The organism is Halomonas eurihalina (assembly GCF_008274785.1).
GTDB classification, from domain to species: domain Bacteria; phylum Pseudomonadota; class Gammaproteobacteria; order Pseudomonadales; family Halomonadaceae; genus Halomonas; species Halomonas eurihalina.
The window spans coordinates 206352-219657 of record NZ_VTPU01000002.1 but is presented as its reverse complement, the minus strand read 5'-3'; the positions used below and the strand labels follow the sequence as shown (position 1 = coordinate 219657).

9 protein-coding genes are annotated in these 13306 nt (G+C 63.5%); 4 read left to right on the top strand and 5 right to left on the bottom strand.

From position 1 onward, the window contains the following. Nucleotides 1-253: 253 nt before the first annotated feature. Both FZZ93_RS03945 and metE read right to left on the bottom strand, forming a co-directional pair. Nucleotides 254-994, bottom strand: coding sequence for a COG3650 family protein (locus FZZ93_RS03945; protein WP_149321023.1), 741 nt, complete (start codon nt 992-994; stop codon nt 254-256). A 104-nt stretch (nt 995-1098) separates the two neighbouring features. Beyond that, nucleotides 1099-3405: a 5-methyltetrahydropteroyltriglutamate--homocysteine S-methyltransferase gene (gene metE, locus FZZ93_RS03940; RefSeq protein ID WP_149321022.1), complete on the bottom strand. Its 2307-nt coding sequence runs from the start codon at nt 3403-3405 to the stop codon at nt 1099-1101. Nucleotides 3406-3508: 103 nt separating this feature from the next. Between metE and FZZ93_RS03935 the strand changes: the two genes are divergently transcribed. Next, the gene (locus tag FZZ93_RS03935) at nt 3509-4423 is read left to right on the top strand and encodes a LysR family transcriptional regulator (protein WP_149321021.1); all 915 of its coding nucleotides are present in this window, start codon (nt 3509-3511) and stop codon (nt 4421-4423) included. A gap of 24 nt (nt 4424-4447) precedes the next feature. On the opposite strand, the gene FZZ93_RS03930 is transcribed toward FZZ93_RS03935, so the two are convergent. Beyond that, nucleotides 4448-6091, bottom strand: coding sequence for an ATP-binding protein (locus FZZ93_RS03930; protein WP_149321020.1), 1644 nt, complete (start codon nt 6089-6091; stop codon nt 4448-4450). Beyond that, complete coding sequence (locus FZZ93_RS03925) at nt 6091-6810, bottom strand: winged helix-turn-helix domain-containing protein (RefSeq protein ID WP_149321019.1); 720 nt, start codon at nt 6808-6810, stop codon at nt 6091-6093. The genes FZZ93_RS03930 and FZZ93_RS03925 overlap by 1 nt, the downstream gene beginning before the upstream one ends. 447 nt (nt 6811-7257) lie before the next feature. Here FZZ93_RS03925 and FZZ93_RS03920 point away from each other — a divergent pair, with 447 nt between their 5' ends. The 3 genes from FZZ93_RS03920 (at nt 7258) to FZZ93_RS03910 (ending at nt 12291) form a co-directional block, all read left to right on the top strand. Further along, on the top strand, nt 7258-10164 hold the full coding sequence (locus FZZ93_RS03920) for a ribonucleoside-diphosphate reductase subunit alpha (RefSeq protein ID WP_149321018.1): 2907 nt from the start codon (nt 7258-7260) through the stop codon (nt 10162-10164). Nucleotides 10165-10306: 142 nt separating this feature from the next. Next, entirely contained in the window at nt 10307-11554 is a 1248-nt protein-coding gene (locus tag FZZ93_RS03915) for a ribonucleotide-diphosphate reductase subunit beta (protein ID WP_149321017.1), read from the top strand. Nucleotides 11555-11976: 422 nt separating this feature from the next. After that, entirely contained in the window at nt 11977-12291 is a 315-nt protein-coding gene (locus FZZ93_RS03910) for a hypothetical protein (protein ID WP_149321016.1), read from the top strand. A gap of 263 nt (nt 12292-12554) precedes the next feature. Here the strand turns inward: FZZ93_RS03910 and FZZ93_RS03905 are convergent, their stop codons facing one another. Continuing rightward, entirely contained in the window at nt 12555-13031 is a 477-nt protein-coding gene (locus FZZ93_RS03905) for a virulence RhuM family protein (RefSeq protein ID WP_149321015.1), read from the bottom strand. Between the last annotated feature and the right edge of the window lie 275 nt (nt 13032-13306).

Here is a 13306-nt window from a genome sequence, read left to right as displayed (position 1 = left end):
TCCTTCATACAGCAGGCATGGAAGAATGATCACCAGTATATGTTCGTTTTTGTCGATGATAAGCGGGAAAAACCGCACCTAGCTTTCGAAAAATTCGAACAAAGCGTCTCGTGCTGAATGTCGAAACGTCGCGAGCGAAGCGAAGGTTAGACAGGGCAAAAATCAGCGAAGAGGCGGAGTTTACAAGACGTAAATGAGCACTCTGAGCTGATTTTTAACGCCGTATAACCGAGCGCAGATACTTTCCCCACATCTAAGGGGCGATGCCTTGCCCACACCCCCGATACACCCGATCATTCAACGTCAGAGTCACCCGGGCCGGCCAGGGCTGCCCGCTCATGTCGTCGAAACAGGCTCGTGCCTCAATGCGTAGTTCGAAAGGCCGTGCCGTCTGGCCACTGGCCAGCGTCACCCGCCCCGTCTCGTTGTCGAGCGAGGTCACGCGATACGGCAGGGTGACTTCACGCTCGCCATAGTCCAGCATCATCTTGATCTGCGGCGTGTCATGGGCCAGCTCGATGTTCCACCCCGGCTCGTTGCCGTTGGCCCGGAACATCACGCCGGGATGCGTCTCCCGGGTCAGGACGCGATGCCGAGTGTTCTGCTGGCACTCCAGCCGCCCCCTGTCACTCTCGACCACAGCCCCCTCGCCCTTCGACCAGAAGCTCAGGCCTCCCTGCTCATAACGGGTACCGCTGGCCACCACGGACGGCGTCAGACGATAGGCGCCATGTGCCGACCACAGGCGAAGCTCCTCCTCGTCATGGGCGGTCACCAGTTCCTGGTCCGGCGTGCAGCGCCAGCCGACGAAGTGCTCGGCATCACCGGGAAACAGCGCCGAGGGCAGCAGGGGCGCCTTGGCCGCATCGTCGGAGCCTCCGAAATCCGGCGGTGCGACGCCAGACTCGTGAGCGGACGTGGCACAGCCGGCCAAGCCAAGAACCAGTAGGGAAGCACCGAGATGTCGCAAGGCAACGGAGGGAAGACGGGGCATTGGCAAATATCCTTGTAGGGTTGATGTCCATCGAATCTACAGGATAACAGCCGCCGGATGACTTGCCCCGCCCGGCGGCGCGTTGCCATGCATTTCCCTGCCCCTCAGGCGTGACGCTGCCTCAGCCGCCGCGCGGCCTCGACCATGTTGGCCAGCGCCGGTTCGACCTCGGCCCAGCCGCGGGTCTTGAGGCCACAGTCGGGGTTGACCCAGAGGCGCTCGACGGGGATCCGCTCGGCCGCCTTCTCCATCAGTTGCACCATCCAGTCGACCTCGGGAATGTTCGGCGAGTGGATATCGTAGACGCCCGGCCCGATCTCGTTGGGATAGTCGAAATCGCGGAAGGCATCGAGCAGCTCCATGTCGGACCGCGAAGTCTCGATGGTGATGACATCGGCATCCAGCGCGGCGATGGACGCGATGATGTCATTGAACTCCGAATAGCACATGTGAGTGTGGATCTGGGTGGCATCATCGGCCACGGCGGCGCTCAACCGGAAGCAGTCCACCGCCCAGTCGAGATAGCCCTGCCACTCGGCCTGGCGCAACGGCAGTCCCTCGCGCAGCGCCGGCTCGTCGATCTGGATGGCGCGAATGCCCGCCGCTTCCAGGTCGGCCACTTCGTCACGCAGGGCCAGGGCAATCTGCCGGCAGGTGGTCTCGCGGGGCTGGTCATCGCGCACGAAGGACCACTGCAGGATGGTCACCGGGCCCGTGAGCATGCCCTTCATCGGCTTGTCGGTCAGCGACTGGGCATAGCGGCTCCAGCGCACGGTCATCGGCTCGGGGCGCACCACGTCGCCGAACAGCACCGGCGGCTTGACGCAACGGGAACCATAGCTCTGCACCCAGCCGAAGCGAGTGAAGGCAAACCCCTCGAGCTGCTCGCCGAAGTACTCGACCATGTCGTTACGCTCGGCCTCGCCATGGACCAGCATGTCGAGGCCCTGGGCTTGCTGGCGAGACACCGCCTCGGCGATCTCGTCCTGCATGCGCGCTTCATAGTCGGCGGCGGACAACTCGCCCTGCTTGTAGGCTCGGCGCGTCTGGCGAATCTCGGTGGTCTGCGGGAAGGAGCCGATGGTGGTGGTCGGAAACAGCGGCAACGCCAGGTGCCGACGCTGGGCACGCGCCCGCTCGACATAGGGATGCGCCCGCTCGCTGTCGGTGCGGCTCACCGCTGATAGACGCTGGGCCACGGCCGGGCGATGGATGCGCGGCGACTCGCGGCGTGCGGCCAGCGCCGCGGCGGCATCGGCCAGGAAGGCCTCGTCGCTGGCCGTGAGGCGACCGCTCAGGGCGCGACCCAGCACCACCGTCTCGTCGAGCTTCTGCCTAGCGAAGGCCAGCCAGCTCTTGAGCTCGGCATCGAACTCGGTCTCGGCGCTCAGATCCACCGGCACATGCAGCAACGAGCAGCTCGGTGCCACCCAGAGGCGTTCACCCAGACGCGCCTTGAGCGGCGCCAGACGCTCGCGCAGCGCTGCCAGATCGGCTCGCCAGATGTTGCGGCCATCGATGACGCCCAGCGACAGCACCTTGTGGGGCAGCAGTCGATCAACCACTGTGTCGACCTGGTCCGGCGCCCTGACCGCATCGAGGTGCAGGCCATCCACCGGCAGACCGACGGCCAGCGAGAGGTTGTCTCCCAGGCCGCCGAAGTAAGTTGCCAGCAACAGCTTCACCGGCGCCGACTGCAGGCGGTGATAGGCGCGCTCGAAGGCCTGACGCCAATCCGCGGGCAGATCCTGCACCAGGGCGGGCTCGTCGAGCTGCACCCACTCGACGCCCTGCTCGGCCAGCCTGGTGAGCACCTGGCCATACACCTCCAGTACGCCATCGAGCAGCGCGAGACGGTCGACATCCTCGGCATTGTCGCCACGCGCCTTGCCCAGCCACAGCCAGGTCAGCGGGCCGGTCAGCGCCACCTTGACCGCATGACCTTCGGCTTTCGCTTCCTCGACCTCGTCGAACAGTCGCGAACTGGCCAGCCGGAAGCGTTGTCCGGCATGCAGCTCAGGGACCAGGTAGTGATAGTTGGTATCGAAATACTTGGTCATCTCGCAGGCGGCGGCAGGCTCTCCGCTGGGTGCTCGGCCCCGGGCCATGCGAAAAGTCGTGTCCAGATCCACCTCGCCCCGGGCCAGATCGCCCTCGGCGCCGAATCGCGCCGGCACCGCCCCCAGCAGCACCGAGACGTTGAGCACCTGGTCGTAGAAGGCGAAGTCGCCCACGGTCACCAGATCGAGGCCGGCGTCACGCTGCGCCGCCCAATGACGCTTGCGCAGCTCGCGCCCCTCGGCCTCGAGGGCCTGGCGATCGAGTTCGCCCTTCCAGTAGGCTTCGGTGGCTTTCTTCAATTCGCGGTCCGCGCCGATGCGCGGATAACCGAGTACGTGTGTCAGCGTCATGGTGAATCCCGAGCGGTTTGATCGATGCCGCCCAGTCTCGCTAGCCACCACGACTGAATCAAACTAAACTTATTAATCTTCAACATGAATAAAGCTCAGGACAATGCTCGAACTGCGCCACCTTCGCACCCTCGTTGCCCTGCGTGACGCCGGCTCCCTGGTGGAAGCCGCCGAACGCGTGCACCTGACCCAGTCCGCCCTTTCCCATCAGATAAAGGATCTGGAGGAGCGACTGGGCAGCCCGCTCTTCCTCCGCAAGACCCGGCCAGTGACCTTCACGCGAGCCGGCTTGCGCCTGCTGGCCCTCGCCGAACAGGTGCTGCCTCAGGTCCGCATGGCCGAGCGCGACCTGGCGCGCCTGGCCGGCAACGAGCAGGGTCGGCTGCACATGGCCATCGAATGCCATAGCTGTTTCCAGTGGCTGATGCCAACCATGGACCATTTCCGCGACCACTGGCCCGAGGTGGAGGTCGACATTCCCGACGGCCATCATTTCGAGCCGCTTGCGGCCCTGGCCCGCGAGCAACTCGATCTGGTGATCACCGCCGACCCCCAGCCACTGCCCGGTGTCCATTACGAGCCGCTGTTCCGCTACGAAGGACTCCTGGCGGTCTCCCGCCAGCACTCCCTGGCCGGCAAGCCGCATGTCACGCCCGAGGCGCTCGCCGACGAGACGCTCATCACCTATCCCGTCGAACATGCCCGCCTGGATGTCTTCACCCAGTTCCTCGACCCCGCCGGCATCCAGCCCAAGGAGATTCGCACCGCCGAGCTGACCATCATGATGATGCAACTGGTAGCCAGCGGTCGGGGCGTCTGTGCGCTGCCCAACTGGGCCCTGACCGAATACCTTGAGCGCGACTACGTCAAGGCGGTGTCGCTCGGCGAGCGCGGCGTGTGGAGCACACTGTTCGCGGCGATCCGTGAAGACACCCGAGAGGCGCCGTGGATGGAAGACTTCCTGCGCACCGCTCGGGAAACCTCCTTCGCGGTACTCGAAGGCATCAAGCCGGCGTGAGCCCCTCCCACGTCTCGGGGGGAATCACGCCTCCCGAACGGGGGCAATCTCCTGCCGAGGCAGCAGCAAGGTGAAACGCGCCCCACCCAGTGCCGGGCCGGTATCCACCATCACGCTGCCACCGTGCCAGACCATGACCTTCTGCACGATGGACAAGCCCAGCCCATAGCCGCCCGACCGCCGGTCTCGGCTGTCGTCGAGGCGGGCGAAGGGCTTGAATATCTCGCGACGCGCCCGCTCCGGCACACCGGGGCCATCATCCTCGACATCGAAACGCACCACGCCGGGCTCGCCTTCCACACTCACCCGCACCCGGGAGGTGGCATGGCGACAGGCATTGGTCACCAGATTCTGCAAGGCTCGCTGCAGATAACGAGGGTCGGCGGTGAACTCCACCTCAGGGCCGGCCACCAGGTCGATATCGAGATGTCCATGCAGATCGCTCACGGAAGTGATGACCCGCTCGGCCAGCGCGCCCCCCTCGACCGGCTCGGTCTCGAGCCCTCCCTCGTTGGCCGCACAACTGTCGAGCCGTGCATAGGTGAGGATCTCATCGACCAGGGCGTCGAGTTCGGCGATATCGCCATCCACACCGCGCAGTTGATGCCGCACCGCGGGGTCGTCGGTCATGTCCTCGACCATCTGCACCGCGAAGCGAATCCGCGCCACCGGCGTACGTAGCTCATGGGACACCGCTCGGGTCATATCCTGCTGGGCCCGCAGCAACGACTGCACCTGCTCTGCCATGCCATTGAAGGCCATCCCCAGACGACCAAGGAAGTCGCCGCTTTGCACCTTGACGCGAGTATCCAGACGCCCGCCGGCGATGCGCGTGGCGGCCTGCTCGAGACGCGTCATGCGCGATTCCACGCCGCGCACGATCAGATAGATGATCACCGCCAGGATGCTGAGCACCATCACCACCACCAGTGACAGCACTGGGACCGACGGCGGCCGGTAGGGCTGCAGCGGCCCAACGGTCAGCCACTTGGCCTCGGGCACATCGCCCGAGACCTGCCCTCCCGAAAGCGGCCAATACAGCGACAATGCCCCTTCCGCAGGATGTGAGCGTGCCACGACATCGCGGCCAGCGGTCTCGCGCCGTTCCTTCGGCGGCCCGTCATCAATCGCCAATGGCACCGCCGGGTTGCTCAGCCGTTCCAGCCACCGTTGCCGAACCGCCGAAGGGAGTGGCTGCAGCCACTCTCCCAGAACGCGTACCAGCCCCCGCAACTGAGCCTCGCTCACGTCTCCCAGTTCGGCCCGCAACAGGCGAGCCTCACCGGGTAGCCGACGGTATAGTTGCCAATGCCCGTTCCGGGCACGACTCACCAGAGTGTGCCCCTCGGACAACCGCAGGCGTTCAAAATACCCCAGTGAATCGTCGCGGCTCTCGTGCAGCGTCAAGTCGACGGCAAGCCGTTCGCCATGACTCGCCAGCCAGCCAGCCTGGTCGGCCTTCGGCAGCGCTGACAAGCGCTGCACTAACAGCGTCATCGGCACATCGGCCAGCCGTTCGTGGTACTGCTCGCGGCGCACCTTGTCGACCAGCGAAATAGCCGACAGGGACAGCCCGAGCGCCAGTACCAGGGCAAGGGCCAGCAGCACATAGACGCGCAGGAAGGTACTGTCGACCAGGGCGCGTGGCAGCAGTCGCAACAGTGGCATCAGGCATCTCGAACGAATAGGTATCCCTTGCTGCGCACCGTCTTGATGCGATGCGGATGATGCGGGTCATCGCCGATCTTGGGCCGGATCCGCGATACGCGGACATCGATGGAGCGGTCCTGGCCGTCATACTTGATGCCGCGCAATTGCGCGAAGATCTCTTCCCGCGTCAGGACGCGCCCGGCGTGACTGGCAAGCAGCCAGAGCAGATCGAATTCGGCACTGGTCAGGTCGATGCGCTCACCTCCCAGCCAGGCCTCGCGGGTGCCGCTATCGATTTCGAGATCGCGAAAGAACAGGCGAGCCTCGCCGTTGCCGTTGCCCGACGGCTCATTGCTTCGGCGCAGCAGGGCGCGCATGCGCGCCAGCAGCACTCGGGGCTGCACCGGCTTGGCCACATAGTCATCCGCACCCATCTCGAGCCCCAGCACCTGGTCCATATCATCGGTGCGGGCGGTGAGCATCAGAATCGGGCCGGGATAGTCGCTTCGTACTCGTCGGCAGATAGACAGGCCATCCTCGCCCGGCAGCATGAGATCCAGGATCACCAGATCCGGCTGCAGATCGAGAATGCATTGCACGCCTCGGGCGCCGTCGGCTTCCAGCGTCACACGAAAACCATTGGCGACCAGATAGTCTCGGGTCAGTTCGGCCAACCGTTCATCGTCTTCGATGATCAGTACGTGTTCCATGCCAGGGGTATCCACACTCGCTTCCATTCTCAGTTGTCACCTCGACAGGCAGTGGTCGGTCAACGGAGTGTCGCTGGCGGTACGACATCCTGTACAAGCGCCTCCGTCCAAGGGATCCGGTCGTCATCACCACCGGGCAGCCCGATCCCGCTTATCGTTCGGGAAAGGAGGTTCAAGGGGGAAGGATACTCGACATAGACATCTTTCGCTCGATCCGGGCACGCATCGAAACCCCACGACCGGCTCAACCATGCGGGCTAACCGCACCCTCGAAAAATGCCCCCCGAATGGCCACAGGCCGTCCACAGCTTATCCACTTGATGACCCGAAGAAAGCACACTATCTTGTGTGCCAGCTCCACCTTCACACAAGATAATGTGCCTTAGCAATTTTCGAAAAACCTGTCAACAACCGCTCAACGGCGGCCTTCATCTTCCATTTCATCGACTCTAAAAGGTAGGGAACCCCGGCGCCATGGATACCCCCGTTACTCAGGACCATCCGTCCGTCTCCGTTACCGCCCCGCAGACGCTGCGTGTCATCAAACGCACCGGCGACGTGGTGCCCTTCTCCAGCAGCAAGATCGCCGTCGCCCTGAGCAAGGCCTTCATCGCCGTGGAAGGCGACAACGCCGCGACATCCTCGCGGGTCCGCGACTTCGTCCAGCGCGCCTCGGAGAACATCGAGCAGGCCTTCCTGCGCCGCATGCCCGACGGCGGCACCCTGCATATCGAGGACATCCAGGACCAGGTCGAGTTGGCCTTGATGCGTGCCGGCGAGCAGAAAGTGGCGCGTGCCTACGTGCTCTATCGCGAGGAACACGCCCGGGCCCGGGCCGAATCCGGCGGCGATATCGCCAAGCCCCACCCCACGCTGAACGTCACCGCCCCTGACGGCAGTACCCGACCGCTGGATCTCGGCCGCGTCGAGACCCTGGTGTACGAAGCCTGCGAGAACCTGGCCAACGTCGAGCCGGGCAAGATCGTCGAGGATTCCCTGAAAAACCTCTACGACGGCGTGAGCGTGGACGGCGTTTCCCAGGCGCTGATGATGACCGCGCGTACCCTGGTCGAGAAGGACCCCAACTACACCTACGTCACCGCCCGCCTGCTGCAGGACAACCTGCGCCGCGAGGCGCTGTCGTTCCTGGGCATCGCCGAGGAAGCCACCTACCAGGAAATGGCCGACTACTACAAGCCGGCCTTCCAGGCCTACATCGCCAAGGGCATCGAGTTCGAGCAACTCGACCCGCAGTTGGCCGAGTTCGACCTCGAGCGCTTGGGCGATGCTCTCGATCATACCCGCGACGCCCAGTTCACCTACCTGGGCCTGCAGACGCTCTACGACCGCTACTTCATCCACCGCGACGAAGTGCGCTACGAGCTGCCCCAGGTCATGTTCATGCGCGTCGCCATGGGCCTGGCGCTCAACGAGGACGACCGCGAGGCTCGCACCATCGAGTTCTACGAGCTGCTCTCCAGCTTCGACTACATGGCCTCCACGCCGACGCTGTTCAACTCGGGCACCGTGCGCAGCCAGCTTTCCAGCTGCTACCTGACCACCGTCTCGGACGACCTGGATCACATCTACAGCGCCATCCGCGATAACGCCCTGCTCTCCAAGTGGGCCGGCGGCCTCGGCAACGACTGGACGCCGGTGCGCGCCCTGGGCTCCTACATCAAAGGCACCAACGGCAAGTCCCAGGGCGTGGTGCCCTTCCTCAAGGTGGTCAACGACACCGCGGTGGCCGTCAACCAGGGCGGTAAGCGCAAGGGCGCCGTCTGCGCCTACCTCGAGACCTGGCACCTCGATATCGAAGAGTTCCTCGAGCTGCGCAAGAACACCGGCGACGACCGCCGCCGTACCCACGACATGAACACCGCCAACTGGGTACCGGACCTGTTCATGAAGCGGGTCTTCGACGACGGCGAATGGACGCTGTTCTCGCCGGCCACCTGCCCGGACCTGCACGATCTCTACGGCGTGGCCTTCGAGAAGCGCTACCAGGAATACGAAGAGATGACCCGCAACGGCCAGCTCAAGCTCTTCAAGCGCGTCCGCGCCAAGGACATGTGGCGCAAGATGCTGTCGATGCTGTTCGAGACCGGCCATCCGTGGATCACCTTCAAGGACCCATGCAACCTGCGCAGCCCACAGCAGCATGCCGGCGTGGTACACAGCTCCAACCTGTGCACCGAGATCACCCTGAACACCAGCCCCGACGAGATCGCGGTCTGCAACCTGGGCTCCATCAACCTCGCCCAGCACGTGACGGACGGCAAGTTCGACGGCGACAAGCTGAAAAAGACCGTCAAGACCGCAGTACGCATGCTCGATAACGTGATCGACATCAACTACTACGCCGTGCCGCAGGCCAAGAACTCGAACTTCAAGCACCGCCCGGTGGGGCTCGGCATCATGGGCTTCCAGGACGCGCTCTACGCCCAGGACATCGCCTACGCCTCCAACGAGGCCGTGGCCTTCGCCGACACCTCCATGGAACTGGTCAGCTATCACGCCATCGAGGCCTCCAGCGATCTGGCCGCCGAGCGCGGGCACTATGAAAGCTACGAAGGCTCGCTGTGGAGCCAGGGCATCCTGCCCATCGACTCCATCGAGAAGCTGAAGCAGGAGCGCGGCGAGAAGTACATCGAGGTCGACACCTCCACCACCCAGGACTGGGACAGCATCCGCGAGAAGATCGCCACCCAGGGCATGCGCAACTCCAACGTCATGGCCATCGCCCCGACCGCGACCATCTCCAACATCTGCGGTGTTTCGCAGTCCATCGAGCCGACCTATCAGAACCTGTTCGTCAAGTCGAACCTGTCGGGCGAGTTCACCGTGGTCAACGCCTACATGGTCAACGACCTCAAGGAACGCGGCCTGTGGGATGAGGTCATGATCAACGACCTCAAGTACTACGACGGCAGCGTTCAGGCCATCGACCGCGTGCCCGAGGACCTCAAGGCCAAGTACGCCACCGCCTTCGAGACGGAACCCAAGTGGCTGGTGGAAGCCGCCGCGCGTCGCCAGAAGTGGATCGACCAGGCCCAGTCTCTGAACCTCTACATCCAGGGCGTCTCCGGCAAGAAGCTCGACGTGACCTATCGCATGGCCTGGTTCCGCGGTCTCAAGACCACCTACTACCTGCGCGCCCTGGGCGCCACCTCGGTGGAGAAGTCGACGGTCGACCGCGGCAACCTCAATGCCGTAAGCAACGCCTCGCCTTCCACTGCTCCGGCGCCGGCCCCCGAGGCCACGCCCCGGGCACAGGAACCGCGTGGCATCGACGACTTCCTGCAGGGCAAGAGCGGCAGCGGCTCCCGGGCACCCTCGGCGGGCGAGATCGACGAGCTGGGCTGCGAGGCCTGTCAGTAAGGCGCTTCTCGCCAGTCACGGGCGACGAGTTTCGAGCAGCGAGCGGCTCGAAGCTCGAAGCTCGAAGCTCGAAGCTCGAAGCCAACAAGCCTAGCGACCCGCGTCATGCGTTGACGCCACCAGCAAGAGAACAGGACGACTCATGATTGATTGGGACGATTTCCACGAAGACGACAGCGCGGTGGCCGAGCAGCCCCAGCCGGCTCCAGCCCCGCAACCGGCCGCCCAGCCAGCCCCCGAAGCGCCCGCTGCGGAGGTCCGTGACAGCGCCGGCACCTACCAGGTCGCCGAGCAGGACCGCCTGGCGCGTGCCCGGGCCTCTCTGGACGAGCTCGACGTGGCCGCTGGCCTGGAAGAGCTGGAGATGGGCGCGGCGCGCATCGAGGTCGACGACAAGCAGATGATCAACGCCCGCGCCGACCTCAACCAGCTGGTACCCTTCAAGTACGAGTGGGCCTGGCAGAAGTACCTGGACGGTAGTGCCAACCACTGGATGCCCCAGGAAGTGAACATGAACGCCGACATCGCGCTGTGGAAGAGCGCCGACGGCCTCACCAACGACGAACGACGCATCGTCGAGCGCAGCCTGGGCTACTTCTCCACCGCCGACTCCCTGGTCGCCAACAACCTGGTGCTGGCGCTCTACCGCCTGATCACCAACCCCGAGTGCCGCCAGTACCTGCTGCGCCAGGCCTTCGAGGAGGCGATTCACACCCACGCCTACCAGTACTGCGTGGAGTCGCTGGCCATGGATGAAGGCGAAGTCTTCAACATGTACCGCGAGATTCCCTCGGTGGCCGCCAAGTCTGCCTGGAGCCTCAAGCATACCCAGTCGCTGGCGCGCCCGGACTTCCACACCGGCACGCCGGAGACCGATCAGGAACTGCTGCGCAACCTGATCGCCTTCTACTGCGTGACCGAGGGCATCTTCTTCTACTGCGGCTTCAGCCAGATTCTCTCCATGGGCCGGCGCAACAAGATGACCGGCGTCGCCGAGCAGTTCCAGTACATCCTGCGCGACGAATCCATGCACCTGAACTTCGGCGTCGACATGATCAACCAGATCAAGATCGAGAATCCGCACCTGTGGACGCCGGAATTCCAGGACGAATGCACCCAGATGATCCTCGAGGGCACCGAACTCGAGATCGCCTACGCTCGCGACTCCATGCCGCGCGGCGTCCTGGGCATGAACGCAGCGATCATGGAGGAATACCTGCACTTCATCTGCAATCGTCGCCTGGCCCAGATCGGCCTCAAGGAGCAGTTCCCCGGTGCGCAGAACCCCTTCCCCTGGATGAGCGAGATCATCGACCTGCGCAAGGAAAAGAACTTCTTCGAGACCCGCGTCACCGAATATCAAGTCGGCGGCGCGCTGAGCTGGGACTAATACCGGAAGGCATTGAGCCTCGCCGGATGGCGAGGCTCAAACGAAAAGACGCCCGAAGCAGCAACTTCGAGCGTCTTGACCGGCAGGGTGTGCGACCACCCCTTGGGCCGGCCTGGGTAGGCTAGCTACCAAAACGAGGGCATTGTCCTTTCTAGTCTAGCCAGGGTCAAGTTGGCCGCACCAAAGCTTGAGGATATTTAGCCATGGCTAAAACAGAATCCGGCAACAAGAAGGTGCATGTGCCCGAGCACACGCGGAAACTTCCTTCGGGAAAGTCCGTCAAGGTGCCTGAGCATTATCGCTCTACACCAAACTGACGAATAAAGGGGCTTCCTACAAGGAGCGGCCCCTTTTTTTGGCTAGGGAAACAGACAGTCTGTTAGAAATGCGCATGGTCATGACATTTTACGGAGGGCAATCCGATGCATGTATCCCAAGCTAACGGTATCCAACGCGACGCTCATGACTGGCAGTCGGCCCTGGATCGCGCCCTGGCCGCGCATGGTAGCGAAGATGCCTTCGCCCACTACCCGCATGTGGCCTACGCCTTTCCCTCATCATCGCCGAACCCCTACACCCGCGAGTACCCCTTGCTCGACTATCGAGGGCTCAAGGAGTGGGCGACCCACCGAGGCTGGCGCGTCCGCCCCGCTCCCGAACGCGCCCCCGAAGGCGAAGAGTACAGCCCGCCGGTGCGCTTCACGCGCCTCGAGGACGAAACCCGGCGTTACCACTGATCACCCCGCCACCGTCTCCATGAGCGGGGCGGTGGCGCCTTCACCTTTCTTCGATCGCGCGGCACGCATTTTCCCACATCCTTCGGACAATGCCTGGCGTCTCTGCTCCTTTTTGGAAAGTCGCGTCATTCACTCATCGGCTTTCGCGAGCATATTCATGATCAGGCGGATCATGGTTTCCTTGTTACCCGGATCGGACTCGGCCACGAGCAGAGTCAGAGCGGCCAGCCCCACATCATTGATCATCGGTTCACCGGCAGCATTCAGCAGGCGGCCATTGCGGTGTCCAGCGCCGAGCTCTGAGCCGTCTTGCGCACCAGCGCCAGCGTGGCCTCCTGCTCACGGGCATTTTCCTCGAAACGTTGGCGATTGAGGGTCCAGCCTTGGGTCAGATGCTCGCGCAACACGCGGGTGGCCCACTGGCGAAACTGTACGGCACGACGAGAATTCACTCGGTAACCGACCGAAATGATGGCGTCGAGATTGTAATGCTTGACCCGCCTTCGTACCTGCCGCTGGCCTTCCTGGCGAACTACCGAGGAATCCTCGGTAGTTGCATTTTCGGATAATTCCTCGTCAGCGTAGATGTTCTTGAGGTGCAGGCCGATATTATCGGTCGAGGTATCAAATACCTCCGCCAATTGCCGCTGAGTGAGCCAGACCGTCTCCTGGCTGGCATCCAGCCGCACTTCGACCGCCTTATCGGCATCCTCATATATGACGATGGGGCTGTGTTCCATCATTCATCCCCTTGGTCCAGGCACCCGGGTTGGTCCGCGCGTGGTGGCTTCCCGTCCAGATCGCGGATGAGTTTTAGCAGGCTATAGCAAATGGTCCTGAGCAGTCACCCATTTGCTATCACCGGGCACCCATGTCGCATGGCGGTGGCCATTGGTACGCAACCGTGCCCTCTGGACCATTACTCCACCAGTGCTCACCACAGGCTTTCTCAAGGGATCGGTTCAAAGACCTCTTCAAAGGCCAGCTCGATTTGTCGCCGAGGCATTCCGGTGAG